This window comes from Nonomuraea sp. NPDC047897 (assembly GCF_043204415.1).
GTDB lineage: Bacteria > Actinomycetota > Actinomycetes > Streptosporangiales > Streptosporangiaceae > Nonomuraea.
In genome coordinates this window covers 24,439-40,611 of the sequence record NZ_JBIDCC010000022.1, presented here as the reverse complement: position 1 = coordinate 40,611, position 16,173 = coordinate 24,439, and the positions used below count along the sequence as shown (strand labels likewise).

The 16,173-nt window shown below is 72.0% G+C and carries 20 protein-coding genes; 9 read left to right on the top strand and 11 right to left on the bottom strand.

Going from position 1 to position 16,173, the window contains the following annotated elements:
• Positions 1 to 111: 111 nt before the first annotated feature.
• Positions 112 to 675 (top strand): TetR/AcrR family transcriptional regulator, encoded by a 564-nt coding sequence (locus tag ACGF0J_RS35010; protein ID WP_393153020.1) that lies wholly within the window; start codon positions 112 to 114, stop codon positions 673 to 675.
• 100 nt (positions 676 to 775) lie between these two features.
• Positions 776 to 1,522 (top strand): hemerythrin domain-containing protein, encoded by a 747-nt coding sequence (locus ACGF0J_RS35005; RefSeq protein WP_393153018.1) that lies wholly within the window; start codon positions 776 to 778, stop codon positions 1,520 to 1,522.
• Here ACGF0J_RS35005 and cysS read toward each other — a convergent pair.
• Positions 1,512 to 2,903 carry a cysteine--tRNA ligase gene (gene cysS, locus ACGF0J_RS35000; RefSeq protein WP_393153016.1) on the bottom strand — a complete coding sequence of 464 codons (1,392 nt, stop codon included), beginning with the start codon at positions 2,901 to 2,903 and terminating at the stop codon, positions 1,512 to 1,514. The genes ACGF0J_RS35005 and cysS overlap by 11 nt on opposite strands.
• A gap of 43 nt (positions 2,904 to 2,946) precedes the next feature.
• On the bottom strand, positions 2,947 to 3,333 hold the full coding sequence (locus ACGF0J_RS34995; protein ID WP_393153014.1) for a PPOX class F420-dependent oxidoreductase: 387 nt from the start codon (positions 3,331 to 3,333) through the stop codon (positions 2,947 to 2,949).
• 53 nt (positions 3,334 to 3,386) lie between these two features.
• Here ACGF0J_RS34995 and ACGF0J_RS34990 point away from each other — a divergent pair, with 53 nt between their 5' ends.
• Entirely contained in the window at positions 3,387 to 4,937 is a 1,551-nt protein-coding gene (locus ACGF0J_RS34990; protein WP_393153012.1) for a hypothetical protein, read from the top strand.
• Between the two features lie 99 nt (positions 4,938 to 5,036).
• On the opposite strand, the gene ACGF0J_RS34985 is transcribed toward ACGF0J_RS34990, so the two are convergent.
• The 4 genes from ACGF0J_RS34985 to ACGF0J_RS34970 all read right to left on the bottom strand — a co-directional run bounded on the left by ACGF0J_RS34985 (position 5,037) and on the right by ACGF0J_RS34970 (position 6,854).
• Positions 5,037 to 5,315 (bottom strand): GlsB/YeaQ/YmgE family stress response membrane protein, encoded by a 279-nt coding sequence (locus tag ACGF0J_RS34985; protein ID WP_393153010.1) that lies wholly within the window; start codon positions 5,313 to 5,315, stop codon positions 5,037 to 5,039.
• A 97-nt stretch (positions 5,316 to 5,412) separates the two neighbouring features.
• The gene (locus ACGF0J_RS34980; protein ID WP_393153008.1) at positions 5,413 to 5,709 is read right to left on the bottom strand and encodes a GlsB/YeaQ/YmgE family stress response membrane protein; all 297 of its coding nucleotides are present in this window, start codon (positions 5,707 to 5,709) and stop codon (positions 5,413 to 5,415) included.
• Positions 5,710 to 5,886: 177 nt separating this feature from the next.
• The gene (gene ispF / locus ACGF0J_RS34975; RefSeq protein ID WP_393153006.1) at positions 5,887 to 6,354 is read right to left on the bottom strand and encodes a 2-C-methyl-D-erythritol 2,4-cyclodiphosphate synthase; all 468 of its coding nucleotides are present in this window, start codon (positions 6,352 to 6,354) and stop codon (positions 5,887 to 5,889) included.
• Positions 6,355 to 6,371: 17 nt separating this feature from the next.
• Positions 6,372 to 6,854, bottom strand: coding sequence for a CarD family transcriptional regulator (locus ACGF0J_RS34970; RefSeq protein WP_043624891.1), 483 nt, complete (start codon positions 6,852 to 6,854; stop codon positions 6,372 to 6,374).
• 240 nt (positions 6,855 to 7,094) lie between these two features.
• Here ACGF0J_RS34970 and ACGF0J_RS34965 point away from each other — a divergent pair, with 240 nt between their 5' ends.
• Complete coding sequence (locus tag ACGF0J_RS34965; RefSeq protein ID WP_393153004.1) at positions 7,095 to 7,679, top strand: copper chaperone PCu(A)C; 585 nt, start codon at positions 7,095 to 7,097, stop codon at positions 7,677 to 7,679.
• A 273-nt stretch (positions 7,680 to 7,952) separates the two neighbouring features.
• Here the strand turns inward: ACGF0J_RS34965 and ACGF0J_RS34960 are convergent, their stop codons facing one another.
• Together ACGF0J_RS34960 and ACGF0J_RS34955 are read right to left on the bottom strand one after the other, a co-directional pair.
• Positions 7,953 to 8,645 (bottom strand): winged helix-turn-helix domain-containing protein, encoded by a 693-nt coding sequence (locus ACGF0J_RS34960; RefSeq protein ID WP_393153002.1) that lies wholly within the window; start codon positions 8,643 to 8,645, stop codon positions 7,953 to 7,955.
• Positions 8,642 to 9,811, bottom strand: a complete 1,170-nt coding sequence (locus tag ACGF0J_RS34955; RefSeq protein ID WP_393153150.1) for a sensor histidine kinase — start codon at positions 9,809 to 9,811, stop codon at positions 8,642 to 8,644. Before ACGF0J_RS34955 ends, ACGF0J_RS34960 begins: the two co-directional genes overlap by 4 nt.
• A gap of 133 nt (positions 9,812 to 9,944) precedes the next feature.
• Here ACGF0J_RS34955 and phoU point away from each other — a divergent pair, with 133 nt between their 5' ends.
• Positions 9,945 to 10,589, top strand: coding sequence for a phosphate signaling complex protein PhoU (phoU, locus tag ACGF0J_RS34950; RefSeq protein ID WP_393153000.1), 645 nt, complete (start codon positions 9,945 to 9,947; stop codon positions 10,587 to 10,589).
• Positions 10,590 to 10,617: 28 nt separating this feature from the next.
• Here the strand turns inward: phoU and ACGF0J_RS34945 are convergent, their stop codons facing one another.
• From ACGF0J_RS34945 to mshA, 3 genes are read right to left on the bottom strand one after another with little or no spacing between them, the layout of a single operon-like run.
• On the bottom strand, positions 10,618 to 11,361 hold the full coding sequence (locus ACGF0J_RS34945) for a phosphoglyceromutase (RefSeq protein ID WP_393152998.1): 744 nt from the start codon (positions 11,359 to 11,361) through the stop codon (positions 10,618 to 10,620).
• A 43-nt stretch (positions 11,362 to 11,404) separates the two neighbouring features.
• Positions 11,405 to 11,893, bottom strand: coding sequence for a YbjN domain-containing protein (locus ACGF0J_RS34940; protein ID WP_393152996.1), 489 nt, complete (start codon positions 11,891 to 11,893; stop codon positions 11,405 to 11,407).
• Positions 11,894 to 11,915: 22 nt separating this feature from the next.
• Positions 11,916 to 13,160, bottom strand: a complete 1,245-nt coding sequence (gene mshA / locus ACGF0J_RS34935; protein ID WP_393153148.1) for a D-inositol-3-phosphate glycosyltransferase — start codon at positions 13,158 to 13,160, stop codon at positions 11,916 to 11,918.
• Between the two features lie 143 nt (positions 13,161 to 13,303).
• On the opposite strand from mshA, the gene ACGF0J_RS34930 reads away from it, so the two are divergent.
• The 4 genes from ACGF0J_RS34930 (at position 13,304) to ACGF0J_RS34915 (ending at position 16,171) form a co-directional block, all read left to right on the top strand.
• Positions 13,304 to 14,047 carry an SDR family NAD(P)-dependent oxidoreductase gene (locus ACGF0J_RS34930; protein ID WP_393152994.1) on the top strand — a complete coding sequence of 248 codons (744 nt, stop codon included), beginning with the start codon at positions 13,304 to 13,306 and terminating at the stop codon, positions 14,045 to 14,047.
• Positions 14,040 to 14,828 (top strand): class I SAM-dependent methyltransferase, encoded by a 789-nt coding sequence (locus ACGF0J_RS34925; protein WP_393152992.1) that lies wholly within the window; start codon positions 14,040 to 14,042, stop codon positions 14,826 to 14,828. Before ACGF0J_RS34930 ends, ACGF0J_RS34925 begins: the two co-directional genes overlap by 8 nt.
• Before the next feature lie 84 nt (positions 14,829 to 14,912).
• The gene (locus tag ACGF0J_RS34920) at positions 14,913 to 15,269 is read left to right on the top strand and encodes a BlaI/MecI/CopY family transcriptional regulator (RefSeq protein WP_393152989.1); all 357 of its coding nucleotides are present in this window, start codon (positions 14,913 to 14,915) and stop codon (positions 15,267 to 15,269) included.
• Positions 15,266 to 16,171: a M56 family metallopeptidase gene (locus tag ACGF0J_RS34915; RefSeq protein ID WP_393152987.1), complete on the top strand. Its 906-nt coding sequence runs from the start codon at positions 15,266 to 15,268 to the stop codon at positions 16,169 to 16,171. The genes ACGF0J_RS34920 and ACGF0J_RS34915 overlap by 4 nt, the downstream gene beginning before the upstream one ends.
• Positions 16,172 to 16,173 lie beyond the last annotated feature (2 nt).

Below are 16,173 nucleotides of genomic sequence, written 5' to 3'. Positions count from 1 at the left end.
GGGCGTCCGGATGGTGCCGGATCGTGGGCGGAGCGGGGGTTCGGGTGTTTCCGCTGGTCAAAGACGTCGCAAGGGTTGTGGCTGTACATACCGGTAGGTACACTCGTTCAGATGGGCACAGCGGAACGACTCATCGAGAGCGCACAACAGCTGCTCTGGGAACGCGGATACGTGGGCACCAGCCCCAAGGCGATCCAGCAGCTCGCCGGGGCCGGGCAGGGAAGCATGTACCACCACTTCGCCGGCAAGCCCGACCTGGCGCTCCAGGCCATTCGACGGAGCGCCGAGGAGCTGCGGGCGCAGGCCGAGGAGAAGTTCTCGCAGCCCGGCACCGCGTACGAGCGGATCGCCGCCTACCTGCTCCGCGAGCGTGACGTGCTGCGCGGGTGCCGGGTCGGGCGCCTGGCACATGATCCGGAGGTGGCGGGGAGTCCTGCCCTGCGGGAGCCGTTGGGCGAGACGTTCGCCTATCTGCGCCGCCGGATCGAGGAGCTGCTTGAGGAGGGCCTTGAGCAGGGCGAGTTCGTCGGAGGTATGGTTCCCGCCGACGTGGCCGCCGCCCTCGTGGCGGTGGTGCAGGGCGCCTACGTGCTGGCTCAGTCGGCCGGATCGGTGCAGGAGTTCGAGCGGGCGGTACGCGGCGGGCTCAACCTGCTCGCCGCGTACACGGCTTGACCGCGCCGTGACGGCAGGCGTCATGGCGGCAAGCCTCACAACAGCAAGCGTCGCGGCAAGGACCGCTAGAGCGAGCACCGCTACAGCAAGAGAGGAAAGCATGACCGACCTGGACCGGACAGGGGACGCGAGCGTCGCCCGGCGCCTGCCGGGCGACCCGTACCCCGATCTCATGTGCGCGCGCATCGTCCACCGGGCGTGGCGCACCGACCTGGGAAGACTCGCCGACCTGGCCACGACCCTGGCCGAGGACGTCGCGCGGGCGGCGCCCGGCGACGCGGTGATCACGCGACGCCGGGCCGGCGCCGTCCGCGGCTACGTCACCGTGCTCTGCCACGAGCTGGCCCAGCAGGGCCGGGGCGAGGCGCGGATCGTATGGCCCCTGGTGGGCGCGTCGGCCGGCGCGGCCATCGACATGGACCCCTACCGCGCCGAACGCAGGCGGCTGGCCCCGCTCGTCGAGCATCTGCGCATGACCGTCGACGACTTCGCCCGCACGCCCACGGCGCACGCGGCCGGCCTGGCCGTCGCCCTGCGCGAGACGCGCGACGCGATGGACGAGCACTTCCGCTACCTGGAGCAGGACATCCTGCCGATGATCCGCAACTACGTCACCATGGACGACTACGCGGTCGCCGAACGGCGCATGTGGCGGTCGCTCGGGCCGGCCAGGCTGGCCCGGATGCTGCCGTGGCTGGCGCGGGTGGCGACGCCCGAGGAGCAGCGGCATCTGAAGCGCCGCAACGGCCTCGCCGGCCGGGTCATCCTGGCGGTGCTCGGTCCGGTGTACGCGAGCCTGGAGCGCCGGGTGTTCGGCCACCCGGCGCCCGGCCTCGTCAGCGGGTGAGCTCCCAGCGGGCGCCGTGCGGGGTGTCCTCGACGGTGACGCCCGCTGCGGCCAACTGGTCGCGGATGGCGTCGGCCGCCGCGTAGTCCTTACGGGCCCGCGCCGCCTGGCGCTGTTCCAGCGCCACCTTCACCAGCGCGTCGACCACCGGCGTGAGGTCGGACCCGGCCGAGCGCCACTGCGCCGAGCGCGGGTCGAGGCCGAGGACGTCCAGCATGTTCTGCGTCTCGGCCAGCAGGCGGGCGACCGCCTCCTTGTCGCCGTGGGCGAGCGCCACGTTGCCCTCGCGCACCACCTCGTGCACCACGGCGAGCGCCTGGGGAGTGCCCAGGTCGTCGTTCAGCGCCTCGACGAACGCCTGCGGCAGCGGCGCGTCGGCGTCGACGTCGTGGATGACCTCGGCGGCCCGCGTCACGAAGCCCTCGATGCGCTGGTAGGCGGCGGCGGCCTCCTGCAGCGCCTCCTCCGAGTAGTCGATCGACGAGCGGTAGTGCGGCGCCGCGAGGTAGTAGCGCAGCTCGACCGGCCGCACCTTCTGCACCATCTCGGGGATGAGCAGGGAGTTGCCCAGCGACTTGCTCATCTTCTCGGCGCCGATCTTGAGCATGCCGTTGTGCATCCAGTAGCGGGCGAACCCGTCACCGGCCGCCTGGGACTGGGCGATCTCGTTCTCGTGGTGCGGGAACGTCAGGTCGATGCCGCCACCGTGGATGTCGAACGTCGCGCCGAGGTACTTGGTGGCCATCGCCGAGCACTCCAGGTGCCAGCCGGGGCGGCCGGGCCCCCACGGGGTCGGCCAGGTGGGCTCGCCGGGCTTGGCGCCCTTCCACAGAGCGAAGTCGCGCGAGTCGCGCTTGCACGACTCGTCGTCGGTGTCGGCGGCCGGCCGCATGTTCTCCAGCTTCTGGTTGGAGAGCCTGCCGTAGTCGTCGGCGTACGACATGACGTCGAAGTAGACATCGCCGCCGGAGGCGTAGGCGTGACCGCGCTCGATCAGCCGCTCCATCAGCACGATCATCTCGGGCACGTGCCCGGTGGCGCGCGGCTCGACGGTGGGCGGCAGGCAGCCGAGCGTGTCGTAGGCCCAGGTGAAGGCCCGCTGGTTGCGCTCGGCCACCACGAACCAGGGCACGCTCTCCTCGGCCGACACCCTGATGATCTTGTCGTCGATGTCGGTGACGTTGCGGCAGAACGTGACCTCGTAGCCGGAGCGCATGAGCCAGCGCCGGAGCACGTCGAAGTTCACTCCGGAGCGGATGTGTCCGATATGCGGCGGTGCCTGCACGGTCGCCCCACACAGGTAGATCGACGCCCGGCCGGCTTCGACCGGAACGAACTCGCGGACGGCTCGCGTGCTGGTGTCGTACAGGTGCAGGCTCACGAACGCAAGGCTAACGCCTCAGCCGCCCTCACATGCCGAATAATCACCCTCGCAGGATGACCCTTTCCGGCGTGACCCTGACGATGAGCCGCCGCGTGCCGGGCGCGTCCTGCCACGGCCGGCCCGTGTACTTCCGCGAGAGCTCCTGGATGAGAGCGCCGTCCGGGTCCTCGTCCATGGTCACGCGCCCGCGCACCTCGGCGTACCGGTAGGGGTTGTCCGGGTCGATGACGAGCAGGCTGGTGCGCGGGTCGCGGGCGAAGTTGCGCGGCTTCTGCCGGCCCGAGACGGTCGAGAACAGCACGTCGTCCCCGTCGGTGCGCGCCCACACCACGGTGTTCTGCGGCCCGCCGTCGGCGTTGAGGCTGGTCACCGTCACGTAGTTGGGCGCGTCGAACAGCGCGCGCACCTCTTCTGGCAGCTCCGCCATGCGTGTCTCCTTGATCGGTCCCTGACACCATTGTTCTGTAGGCTCGAAACGCCATGGACGTGACTCCCCCCTCTACGCTCCGCCGGCTGGGCATCGCCCTGGCCGGCGTCGCGGTCGCCGCCCTGACCGGCGCCGCGTGCGCGCTCTCCTTCGACGACCTGCGGGCGCTGGCCATCCGGGGTGAGGCCCGGCCGGACCTCGCCTACCTCTATCCGGCGGGCTTCGCCGCGCTGCTCGCGGTGGCGCTGATCAGCGTCCTGCTGCTGCGCTCGGCCCGCCTGCTCGTGCGCGTCCAGGCGGCGGTCGTGCTGGTCCTGCTCATCGTGGCCGCCGCCGCCGCGAACGTCACGACTGCTCTGCGGTTCGACGTGGACGTACGGGCCGCGGCGGTGGGCGTGGCCGTCGCGCCGTGGGTCATGCTGGCGCTCGGCCTGTGGCTGTGGCTGCTGCTCATCAAGCACGCCCCGCATCGCCGCGCCGCCGGCGCCGGTGACGGCGCGGCCGGCACGGAGGACGACCTTGTGCCCTTCCGCCGCGGCGCCGCCGAGGCGCCGCCGCTGGAGCCGCCGGCGCAGCCCGTGTTGGAGCCCACACCAGTGGTGGGGCCCACGGCGGCGCCGGAGACGCCGCCCGTCGACCGGGTCCCCGGCACGGTTCCGCAGCCGGCCCCGGTGCCCGGTTCCCGCACCGACTCCCCCGCTCGCCACGAGCCGCCCGCACGCGCGGACGGACCGGTGGCCTACGAGGCGCCCGCCCGGCCCGCACCTTCACAGGAGAGCGAGCCTCGCGTGGACGCCGGCAGCTCCCGCGAGGGCGAGCGGCCTGTCCGGACTGGACGCACGGGCTCTGCCGGTGACGGCGGGCGAGGCAAGGACGACGGGCCGGCCGACGGCGAGCGGGCCGGCGGCGAGCGGGCCGGCGGCGAGCGGGCCGGCGGCGAGCGGGCCGGCGGCGAGCGGGCCGGCGGCGGCGAACGCCTGGTGGAGGCCGACGGTGCGACGGACCGTCCCGCCGAGGCCGGGCGCGCCGGGGAGACCGGGCGGCGGCCGGTCCGCTGGGGGGACCGGGTGAAGCCGACCGACGTCCTGGTCCACCCCCGGCCGGTCAGCGAGAAGGACGCCGACACGCAGCCCGTACGGGTGTTCACCGACCGCCCTGCCGCGAACCGCGGCCCCGACCCCAGCCACGGCCGCGAGGCCGCCGACCCCGCCGACACGTCTCCGCGGCGCGGTGCGCGTCGCACGGGAGACGTCCGCGTCGCGGGCGACCGCCAGGAGCCTCGGCGCGAGGAGCCGGTACACGACCACCCGGTACGCGAGGAGCCCGCACGCGACCAGCCGGTACGCGAGGAGCCGGTACAGGACCAGCCAGTACGCGAGGAGCCCGCACGCCACGAGCCCGCGACCGACGAGGCCGCACGCGACGAGGGCACCGCGCCCGGGGACGAGGCCCCCGGACAGCGCTCAGGCGGTGACGAGGGCGGCACCCGGGACTCCGAAGCCGACCGGGCGGCCGCCATGGAGGACACCGCGCCGCACCCCGTCGTCCACGACGAGGCCCCCGCCCGCCGCCTGCGCAGCACGCCCCTCCCCCCGGAGGAGTGACGCAGCCGGACGGCTCACGGCATGACGGAGACCCGCTCGGAACTGACCGAGCGGGTCTTCCGCATGTCCCATGCGCCGGCTCTGGCGCGCGGTCCGCCGCTAGATGCTCCGGCGGGTGCTGCCGCGCTTCATGCCGGCGACGAGGCCGACACCCACGATCGCGAGGACGACCTGCATCACCAGCTCGATCCAGTCGATGCCCGGGGTCGTCTCGACGCCGAGAACCTGTGCGATGAGCGTGCCGACCAGCGCGGCGGCGATACCGACGACGACCGTGAGGATCCAGCCGATCGCCTGCCTGCCGGGAAGCAGCAGACGGCCGACTGCGCCGATCACAGCGCCGATGACGATCGCGCCAAGGATGGACTGGATAGTCATGGTATGTAACCTCCCGCTGAGGGTGAGCCGTTCACTCTCACGAGGAGGTCAATACCCTTTACCCGGCGAATATGCGCAGCGATCGTGAATACGCAGGTCAGGCGTGTGTGGTTCCGGTTCCTCCGGGTCCTCCGGTTCTTCCGGGACGCAGCCGGGTGACCAGGAGCACCCCGACGACCGCCAGCGCGAGCTGGAGGATGTGCAGGAGCCAGTCGATACCCCGCGTGTTGGTCAGGCCGAGCATGGAGCCGATCAGCGTGCCGATCAGCGCGGCCACGATGCCGACGACCAGCGTCAGACCGATGGACATGTTCTGCTTGCCGGGAACGATCAGTCGAGCCAGCGCACCGATGATGGCGCCGATGACGATCGCGGACACGATCGCGCCGATCATATGGACTCCCCCCGAAGTGTTCATATGCCACAAGGGGACCTACCCGGCGAAACACGACATTACCCCTGCAGAAAGGCGACGGTCCGTACCGCGCCGGTGACGGACCGTCGCCTTCGTCGCACGACGAGCTGGGGGCAGCCCGCCGGGATGCCGCAACACATCCCGACAGAAGACGTCTCAGGCCCCGAGCAGGTTGACCACGAGCGCGGTCGCGATGGCCGCGACGCCTTCGCCGCGCCCGGTCAGCCCGAGCCCGTCGGTGGTGGTCGCGCTGACGCTCACCGGCGCCCCGACGGCGGCGCCGAGCACTTTCTCGGCCTCGGCGCGCCGTGGCGCCAGCTTCGGCCGGTTTCCGATCACCTGGAGCGCCACGTTGCCGATCTCGTAACCGGCGGCGCGGACCTGGCGTGCGGTCTCCTCCAGCAGGGCGACGCCGGAGGCCCCCGCCCAGCGGGGGTCGGAGGTGCCGAACAGGCCGCCCAGGTCACCCAGACCCGCGGCCGAGAGCAAGGCGTCGCAGGCCGCGTGTGCGGCGGCGTCGCCGTCGGAATGGCCCGCGAGGCCGGTCTCGCCGGGCCAGTGCAGGCCCGCGAGATTGAGCTCGCGGCCGGAAGCGAACGGGTGAACGTCGACCCCGACGCCCACCCGTGGAATGCTGGTATTCAGGAGTTGAGAACCTCGTCGAGCAGGGCCTCGGCCTTGTCCTCGTTGGTCTTCTCGGCGAGAGCCAGCTCGCTCACCAGGATCTGGCGAGCCTTGGCCAGCATGCGCTTCTCACCCGCGGAAAGGCCGCGCTCGCGGTCTCTCCGCCACAGGTCCCGAACGACCTCGGCGACCTTGTTGACGTCCCCCGACGCGAGCTTCTCCAGATTGGCCTTGTAACGGCGAGACCAGTTGGTCGGCTCCTCCGTGTGCGGCATCCGAAGGACATCGAAAACCCGCTCAAGGCCTTCCTGACCCACGACATCGCGCACGCCGACGAGTTCTGCGTTTTCGGCTGGCACCTGGACGGTAAGGTCGCCCTTGTCGACCTTGAGCACCAGGTAGGTCTTTTCCTCACCCTTGATGGATCGCTTCGTGATTGCCTCGATCCGAGCAGCCCCATGGTGGGGGTAGACGACAGTGTCGCCGACCTGGAAAGTCATGTGACAAGTACCCCTTCCGCTGTACTCCAGAGTACCACGCATCCACAGGCTCCCGGAACAGTGAAATCACCATAACTGCAGGTCAAAGGCGCATATTAGGGGTTGACAAGCGGTCAACTCTATGAATCTCATATGCCGACACGGCTAATGACCTGCGGGGGTGTGGAAATGACCATGGAATCAGGTGGATAAGGTAGGCGCTGCCCATCCCGCTCGCGCGATACCAAGGAGAACCCGCCCGTGACCAGCCGTCGCTGGATTGCCGCAGCCGCCGCGCTCCTGGCCGCACCCGTCCTTGCCGGCTGTGCCGCTGGATTCGACGCCAACACCAACAAGCCGTACGCCCCCGTGGAAGGCGCCGCTCTCATCGAGAACGGCGGTTACGGCTCGCGCGGCATCCAGATCCCCCAGGCGTTCGTCCTCGGCCCCGACTCCGGAGCACAGCTCGCCTGGCGCGGCTCGGCCCCGGTCTACCTGTCGATCATCAACACCGCGGGCGCGCCCGACACGCTCCAGCAGGTCTCCGCCGGCTCGCTGGGCGCCGTCAAGCTCACGGCGCCGATCCAGTTGCCCAGCCAGCAGCTCGTCAACACGGGCAAGCCGACGCCCCAGATCATGATCGAGGGGCTCTCCAAGGCCCTCAGGGGCGGCGAGAGCGTCAAGCTGGACCTCACCTTCGCCAACGCCGGCGTCGTGTCCATGGACGTGCCTGTGGTCACGCGCAGCCGCGAGTACAAGGAGTACCCGCCCGCTCCCGGCGCCACCGCCGCCCCGACGCCCACGCCTTCGGCCACGCCCTCCGCCCACGCCGAGTCCGGCCACTGACCCGCCCCGCAGGCGCACCGTCAGGGCACCGCGTTCCTGCGCGGCCCTGACGGTGTCGTACGGCCGAGTCGGCCCTGCGTGGCACTCCCGAGGCCGCGGGAGCGCGCCTCGGCGGGGCCGGGCCGTGAGGCGAGCCGGCGAAGCGGTCCAGCAGGGCCGTGGGGCGAGCCGGCGAAGCGAGCCGGCAGGGCTCGGAGACGCCCCCGAGCGCCTCGACCGCCCGGACCGTCAGCGGAAGGCCGGGCGGTCTTCGGGATCGGCGCAGCGGGCCGGTCAGGCCTCCGCGGCGTCGAACTTGTAGCCCAGGCCGCGGACCGTGAGGATGCAGCGCGGATTGGACGGATCGGCCTCGATCTTGGCGCGCAGCCGCTTGACGTGCACGTCGAGAGTCTTGGTGTCGCCCACGTAGTCGGCGCCCCACACCCGGTCGATGAGCTGCCCGCGGGTCAGCACCCGGCCGGCGTTGCGCAGCAGCACCTCCAGCAGCTCGAACTCCTTCAGCGGGAGCTGCACCTGCTCACCCCGGACGGCGACCACGTGCCGGTCGACGTCCATCCGCACCGGGCCGACGGCCAGCACGGCGGTGTCCATCTCCTCCACCACGTCGCCCTGGCGCCGCAGGACCGCGCGGATGCGGGCGACCAGCTCGCGGGAGGAGAACGGCTTGGTCACGTAGTCGTCGGCGCCGAGCTCCAGCCCGACCACCTTGTCGATCTCGCTGTCCTTGGCGGTCAGCATGATGACCGGCACCTTGGACCGCTGCCGCAGCGACCGGCACACCTCGGTGCCGGGCAGGCCGGGCAGCATCAGGTCGAGCAGCACCAGGTCGGCACCTGTGCGGTCGAACGTGTCGAGCGCCTCCGGGCCGGTGGTCGCGACCGAGACCTCGAACCCCTCCTTGCGCAGCATGTAGGACAGGGCGTCGGAGAACGACTCCTCGTCCTCCACCACGAGAACTCGGGTCATCTTGCTGCCTCCAGGGGGCTGGTGCTGGGTACGGCTACCGCGGTGCCGCCGAAGGCGGGCAGCCGCAGGGTGAACGTGGAGCCGGAGCCTTCCTTGCTCCACACGGAGACCTCGCCGGCGTGGGCCATGGCGACGTGCTTGACGATGGCGAGCCCGAGGCCGGTGCCGCCGGTGGCCCGCGACCGGGCGGCGTCGACCCGGAAGAAGCGCTCGAAGATGCGCTCCAGGGACTCCTCGGGGATGCCGATGCCCTGGTCGCTGACGCTGATCTCGACGGAGTCGCCCGCGGCCCTGACGCTGACCACGACGCGGGTGTGCTCGGGGCTGTAGGCGACGGCGTTGTCGATGAGGTTGCGCAGCGCGGTGACGAGCAGCTCGTCGTCGCCCCAGACGCGCAGCCCCTCGGCGCCGCCGGCGACCAGGGTGATGTCCTTGGCCCCGGCCCGGGTGTTGCAGTGGTCGATGGCGTCGTGGACGGCCAGGTCGATGTCCACCTGCTCCGGGGTGGGGATGGGCTCGGCGCCCTGGATGCGGCTCAGCGTGATGAGGTCCTGGACGAGGTAGGTGAGCCGGGCGGCCTCGTGCTGCATGCGGCCGGAGAAGCGGGTGACGGCCTCGGGGTCGTCGGCGGCGTCCTGGATGGTCTCGGCGAGCAGGCTGAGCGCGCCGACGGGGGTCTTCAGCTCGTGGCTGACGTTGGCGACGAAGTCGCGGCGGACGGCCTCGACCCGGCGCCGCTCGGTCTGGTCCTCGGCGAGCACCAGCACCTGGCCGTGGGAGCCGAGGGGCGCCACGCGCACGGCGAAGTTGGTGATCTCCTGGCCGAACTTGTGACCAGCGACGTCGATCTCGGTCTCGCGGATCTCGCCGTCGCGGCGTACCTGCCTGGCGAGGGCGAGCAGCTCCGCGGCCATCAGCCTCTCTCCCTTGACCAGCCCGAACGCGCGGGCGGCCGAGCTGGCGCGCAGCACCCGGTCCTCGGCGTCCAGCACCACGGCCGAGGAGGGCAGGACGGCGAGCACCGAGGCGACTCCCTGCGGCAGCGAGCCCGTGTCGGCCTCGCCGGTCGGCTGTGTGCGGTGCGGTGCCTCGATCTGGTTGCGGTAGAACAGCACCGCGAGGGCCCCCACCATGAAGCCGGCCAGGGCGGCGAGGCTCATGGCCATCTCACTCATGTCTTCGATGGTAGGCGGCGGCCATCGGCCGTCCGACCCGTCACCTGGGGATGAACGCCTCCTTTCCCGGAAAGTTCACTTACGTGTCGGGGTTCGTTCATCCACGCGCGCGTACGGTGGCGGCATGCGCGACGCCTACCACGAGGAACTCGACTCGCTGACGGACAAGCTGGTCGAGATGACCCGGCTGGTCCGTTCGGGGATCTCCCGTGCCACCACGGCCCTGCTCGACTCCGACCTGCAACTCGCGGAGAACGTGATCAGCCGGGACGAGGAGGTGAACGCGCTCTTCAACGAGATCGAGACGTCCATCCTGGAGCTGATGGCCAGGCAGCAGCCGGTGGCCGTCGACCTACGGATGATCATCACGGCGCTGCGCATGGGCACGGACCTGGAGCGGATGGGCGACCTGGCGGTGCACGTGGCCAAGGTCGCGCGGCTGCGGCACCCCGACTCGGCGATCCCGCCGGAGCTGCGCTCGACGATCGTGGAGATGGGGCAGATCGCCGAGAACCTGGTCACCAAGGCGGGCAGTTGCGTGGCCACCCGCGACGTCGACTCGGCGCTGGAGCTGAAGCACGACGACGACGCCATGGACAGGCTGCACCGCAAGCTGTTCAGGAGCATCCTGGCCAAGGACTGGCAGCACGGCGTGGAGCCGGCGATCGACATCACGCTGATCGGGCGCTACTACGAGAGGTACGCCGACCACGCGGTGCGGGTGGCCGAGGCGGTCGTCTACCTGGTGACGGGGTCCCGGCCCAGCTGAGACGCCGGGCCGGGGGGCACGAGCGGCCTCAGCGGCCCTGGTTGGCCACGGCCTCGATGGCGGCCTTGGCGGCCTCGGGGTCGAGGTATTCGCCGCCCCGCACCAGCGGCCTGAAGTCGTCGTCGAGCTCGTAGCGCAGCGGGATGCCGGTCGGGATGTTGAGCCCGGCGATCTCCTCGTCGCCGACGCCGTCGAGGTGCTTGACGAGGGCGCGCAGGGAGTTGCCGTGCGCGGCGACGAGCACCGTGCGGCCGGCGGCGAGGTCGGGGACGATCTGGTCGTACCAGTAGGGCAGCATGCGCTCCACGACGTCCTTGAGGCACTCGGTGCGCGGCATGAGCTCCGGCGGCAGCAGCGCGTAGCGCGGGTCGCCGGCCTGGGAGTATTCGTCGCCGTCGGCGATCGGGGGCGGCGGCACGTCGTAGGAGCGGCGCCAGAGCATGAACTGCTCGTCGCCGAACTCCTCGCGCGTCTGCGCCTTGTTCTTGCCCTGCAGGGCGCCGTAGTGGCGCTCGTTGAGCCGCCAGGAGCGCCGCACCGGCAGCCACGGCAGGCCGGCCTCGCCGAGCGCGAGCTGGGCTGTCTGGATGGCCCTGGTGAGCAGGCTCGTGTGCACCACGTCGGGGCGCACGCCGGCCTCGATGAGGAGCCTGCCTCCCCGGCGGGCCTCGTCCTCACCCTTGGCCGACAGGCTCACGTCCACCCAGCCGGTGAACAGGCCCTTCGCGTTCCAGTCACTCTCGCCATGCCGCAGCAGCACCAAAGTCGCCATGCGGCCAATCCTATGGTTCGCCCGCGGGGACGGGGGCAGGCGGTCAGCCGCCGGAGCGGGCCGGGTCGGCGAAACGGGCGAAGGCCTGCAGGTTGGCCAGCGACTCTCCCCGCTTGGCCCGCCACTCCCACTCGCGCCGGATCGAGGAGGCGAAGCCGAGCTCCAGCGCCCGGTCGAACCAGTCGTCGGAGTAGGTCAGCACGCAGCCGAGCAGCCGGTCGATCTCCTCCTCGGTGACGGCGGCGAGCGGCACCCTGCCGACGAGGTAGACGTCGCCGACGGAGTCGACGGAGAAGTGCACGCCGTACGTGGCGCCGTTCTTGCCGAGCAGCCACCGGTAGAACTCGGCGTGGTTCTCGTCGGGCTGGCGGCAGAAGAACGCCTCGACGTGCAGCACCTGCTCGCCGACGATGAGCCAGGTCATGGTGGCGAGCTTGTGCTGGCCGGGGAGCCTGGCCAGGAACGCGCCCGGCCGGGGCTCGTCGTAGGGGACCTCGGCCGCCTCCAGGGCGGCCCGGACGACATCGCGCATGCCGCTCACCCTACGAGACGCCTCACGAGGCGCCGCACGAGGCGACGGGCACGCTGCGCAGGTGGCCGACGGCGCCCGAGTAGACCTCCATGAGGTGCGAGGCGGTGGCCTGCCAGCCGAAGCCCGCGGCGTGCCGGCGGGCACCCTCCGACAGCTCGGCGCGCCAGCGCGGCGAGGTGACGAAGCGGCGCAGCGTGCGCGCCCACTCGTGCGAGTCGTGGCCGTCGACCAGCACGCCGGACACCCCGTCCCGCACGGCGGTGCGCAGCCCGCCGACTGCCGCGGCGGCCACGGGCGTGCCGCACGCCTGCGACTCCAGCGCGACGAGACCGAACGACTCGCTGTAGGAGGGGACGACGGTCACGTCGGCGGCGCGGTACCAGTCGGCGAGCTCGCGCTGGGGCGCGGGCGGCACCAGACGCACCACGTCGGAGATGCCCAGCTCGGCCGCCAGTTCGGTGAGGTGGGAGGGGCGTGCCAGGCCGTTGCCCGACGGGCCGCCCACGCAGGCGACGATCAGGCGCTCGCGCAGCGACGGGTCCTCGATGAGCAGGCGGGAGGCGGCCCGCAGCAGCACGTCGGGGGCCTTGAGCGGCTGGATCCGGCCGACGAACAGCAGCACGCGGGCGTCCTGCGGCAGGCCGAGGCGGCCACGGGCGGCGCCCTGGGGGGCGGGTTCGAAGACATTGAGGTTGACGCCGGGGTTGACGACGGCGACGCGGTCCTCGTGCGCGCCGTACAGGTCGATCAGCTCGCGGGCCTCGTCGTCGGTGTTGGCGACGAGCCGGTCGGCGATCTCCACGACCTGCTGCTCGCCGAGGACGCGGGCCTGCGGCTCGGGCTTGTCGTCGGCGGCGAGGAGCTGGTTCTTGACCTTGGCCATGGTGTGCATGGTGTGCACGAGCGGCACGCCCCAGCGTTCCTTGGCCAGCCAGCCGACCTGGCCGGACAGCCAGTAGTGGGAGTGGATGACGTCGTAGCGGCCGGGGTCGTACATGGCCTCGGTGCGCAGCACGCCGGACAGGAACGCGCAGAGCTGGCCCGGCATGTCGGCGCGGTCCAGCTCCTCGTACGGGCCGGCGGTGAGGTGGCGGACGAGGACTCCGGGGGCGAGCTCGGCCACCGGCGGCAGGTCACGCGCGGTGGCCCGGGTGAAGATCTCCACCTCCACCCCGAGCTGGGCGAGCCGCCTGGCCGACTCGACGATGTACACGTTCATGCCGCCGGCGTCGCCCGTGCCGGGCTGGTCCAGCGGTGACGTGTGCATGCTGATGGTCGCGACCCGGTTGACCCGTCGTCGCCTCACCCGACACCACCTCCAAACGATGGACAACTGCCCGAATCTTTCCGGCATTCCCGACAAAGGGTCACGGCGGGGTCCCGAGGCGGCGCCCTGGCAGGATGTGGGCCATGAAGAAGACGGCTGTGGTGACGGGCGCGAGCAGCGGGATCGGCGAGGCGACGGCCAGGCGGCTGGCCGCCGAGGGCTACGACGTGGTGGCGGGCGCCAGGCGGCGCGACAGGCTGGACGCGCTGGCCGCCGAGGTCCCCTCGATCAGGCCGGTCACCCTCGACGTGACCTCGCAGGAGTCCGTCGACGCGCTGGCCGCCTCGCTGGACCGCTGCGACGTGCTGGTCAACAACGCGGGCGGCGCGCTCGGGGCCGAGAGCGTCGCGGACGGGCGGCCCGAGGACTGGCAGCGGATGTACGACACGAACGTGCTGGGCACGCTGCGCATGACCCGGGCGCTGCTGCCCCGGCTCGTCGCGTCGGGTGACGGGGTGCTGGTGCTGCTGACCTCCACGGCGGGGCTGGTGCCGTACGAGGGCGGCGGCGGGTACGTGGCGGCCAAGCACGCCCAGTCCTCCATGGCGGGCACGCTCCGCCTGGAGCTGGCCGGGGAGCCGGTGCGGGTGGTGGAGATCGCCCCCGGCATGGTGCGCAGCGAAGGGTTCGCGGTGACCCGCTTCCGCGGCGACGAGGCGGCCGCCGCCCGCGTCTACGAGGGCGTCCCGGACCCGTTGACCTCGGCCGACGTGGCCGACGCGATCGCCTGGTGCGTCACCCGCCCCGCCCACGTGAACATCGACCGGATCGTCATGCGCCCCCGCGCCCAGGCCGCCCAGCACAAGGTGCACCGGGTCGGTGGCTAGACCGGTCGGCTCCATCACCAGGGGCACGACGGCGCACAACCGGCTGCGGCGGTCCGACCGGTGGATCGCCGCGGCGCACGGGGCGCTGCTCCGCGGCGCCGATCGGCCGCTGGTCGTGGATCTCGGCTACGGCGCCTCGCACGCCACCACGCTGGAGCTGTTCACCAGGCTGCGGCGGATCAGGCCCGACGTGGAGGTGACGGGCCTGGAGATCGACCCGGCCCGGGTCGCCCTGGCCAAGCCGTACGAGCGGCCGGGGCTGAGCTTCGCGCTGGGCGGGTTCGAGCTGCCCGTGCCGCGCCCGCCGGTGCTGGTGCGCGCCTTCAACGTGCTGCGCCAGTACGACGAGGCGAAGGCGTGGCACTACTGGGACGTGCTGTGCGGCGCTCTCGCGCCCGGCGGCGTGCTGGTGGAGGGCACCTGTTCGGAGGTGGGTCACCGGGCGGTCTGGGTGGGCCTGTCGCGCGAGGGGCCGCGGACGCTGACCTTCTCGGCCCGCTTCGACGCCTTCGACCGGCCCTCCGACCTGGCGGACCGGCTGCCCAAGACGCTGATCCACCGCAACGTCCCGGGCGAGCGGATCCACGCCTTCCTGCGCGACTTCGACCGGGCGTGGGCGGTGAGCGCCCCGTACGGCGCGCACGGGGCGCGCCAGCGGTGGCTGGCGGCGGTCGCCGAGCTGAGCGGCTCCTGGCCGGTGCCACGGCATCCGCCGCTGGGCGGGACGGCGCGCTGGCGGCTCGGCGAGCTGACGCTGCCGTGGGCCGCGGTCGCGCCCTGATCGAGGCCCGTCGCGACACACGTGAGGTCGATGTCACCTTTCCCGGATGCCTGCTCGACAGGGTGTAGTACTACGCTGGTGAGTGTGAAGGGTCTTGGCGAGCTCGAACGCAGCATCATGGACATCCTCTGGGCGCAGAGCGGTGCGCTCACCGCCCGCGAGGTCGGCAGGCTGATCGCCGACCGCGACCTGGCCCCCACTACGATCATGACCGTGCTCGACCGGCTCACGCGCAAGGGCTTCCTGGAGCGCACCCGTGACGGCCGGGCATGGCGCTATGCTCCCGCGGCGACCCGCGACGCGTACATCGCCGAGCTTATGCTGGAGGCGTTGGACATGACGGGCGACCGGTCGGCCGCCCTGACCCGCTTCGCCCAGGCCGTGACGGGGCGGGAGGCGGAGATCCTGCGCAGAGCCCTTACGGAGCTGGAGGACGAGTGATCACGGCAGCGGCGCTGGCAGCGCTCGCCACGGCGTGCGCGGTCGGCTCCTGGCGTTTCACGACAGCCCGGTGGACCTCCCAGGCCCCCCGAATCGCGATCATCCTCTGGCAGTCCCTCGGCGTGACCTGGGGCCTGGCGACCACCGGCGCGATGCTGGCCTACGCCGTCGAGCCGTACGGGATGGGCGTGCTGCCGGGGCTGATCGCCTTCGCCGACGGCCGGGCCCCGCGCGAGCCGTGGGACGCGCTGCACGTGCTCGCCATGGTCGCGGGCCTGACGGCGCTGACCGTGCTCGTCGCGGTCCTGCTCACCGCCGGCGTGCAGGCGCTGCGTGCCCGCCGCCGCCACCGCATGCTGCTCACGCTGATCTCCCACGACAACCCGGTGCTGCCCGGCGTGCGGGTGCTCGACCATCCGGGCGCGGCGGCCTACTGCGTGCCGGGGCTGCGCTCGCAGGTGGTGGTCAGCGAGGGCGCGCTCAAGCTGCTCTCGCAGGACGAGATGGCGGCCGTGCTGGCGCACGAGGCCGCCCACGTGCGCGAGCGCCACGACCTGGTGCTCCTGCCGTTCGCCGCGCTGCGCAGGGCGCTGCCCTGGTCCAAGGTGGTGTGCGACGCGCAGGCTCAGGTGGAGCTGCTGGTCGAGATGGCGGCCGACGACCGTGCCCGCCGCTACTGCAGCCCGCGCAGGCTGGCGACGGCGCTGCTGAGGTTCGGCACGGCGGGGGCCATGCCGACGCCGCAGGGCATGCTCGGGGTGCACGCCAACAGCCTCATGGCCAGGGTCGACAGGCTCGTCAAGCCGGCCCCGGAGCTGCCGATGCGGCTGCGCTACGGGATGCTCGCCCTCTCGGTGACCTTGCTCACGTCCGCGCCCTTCCTGTGGGTCTACCAGCTCTGAAT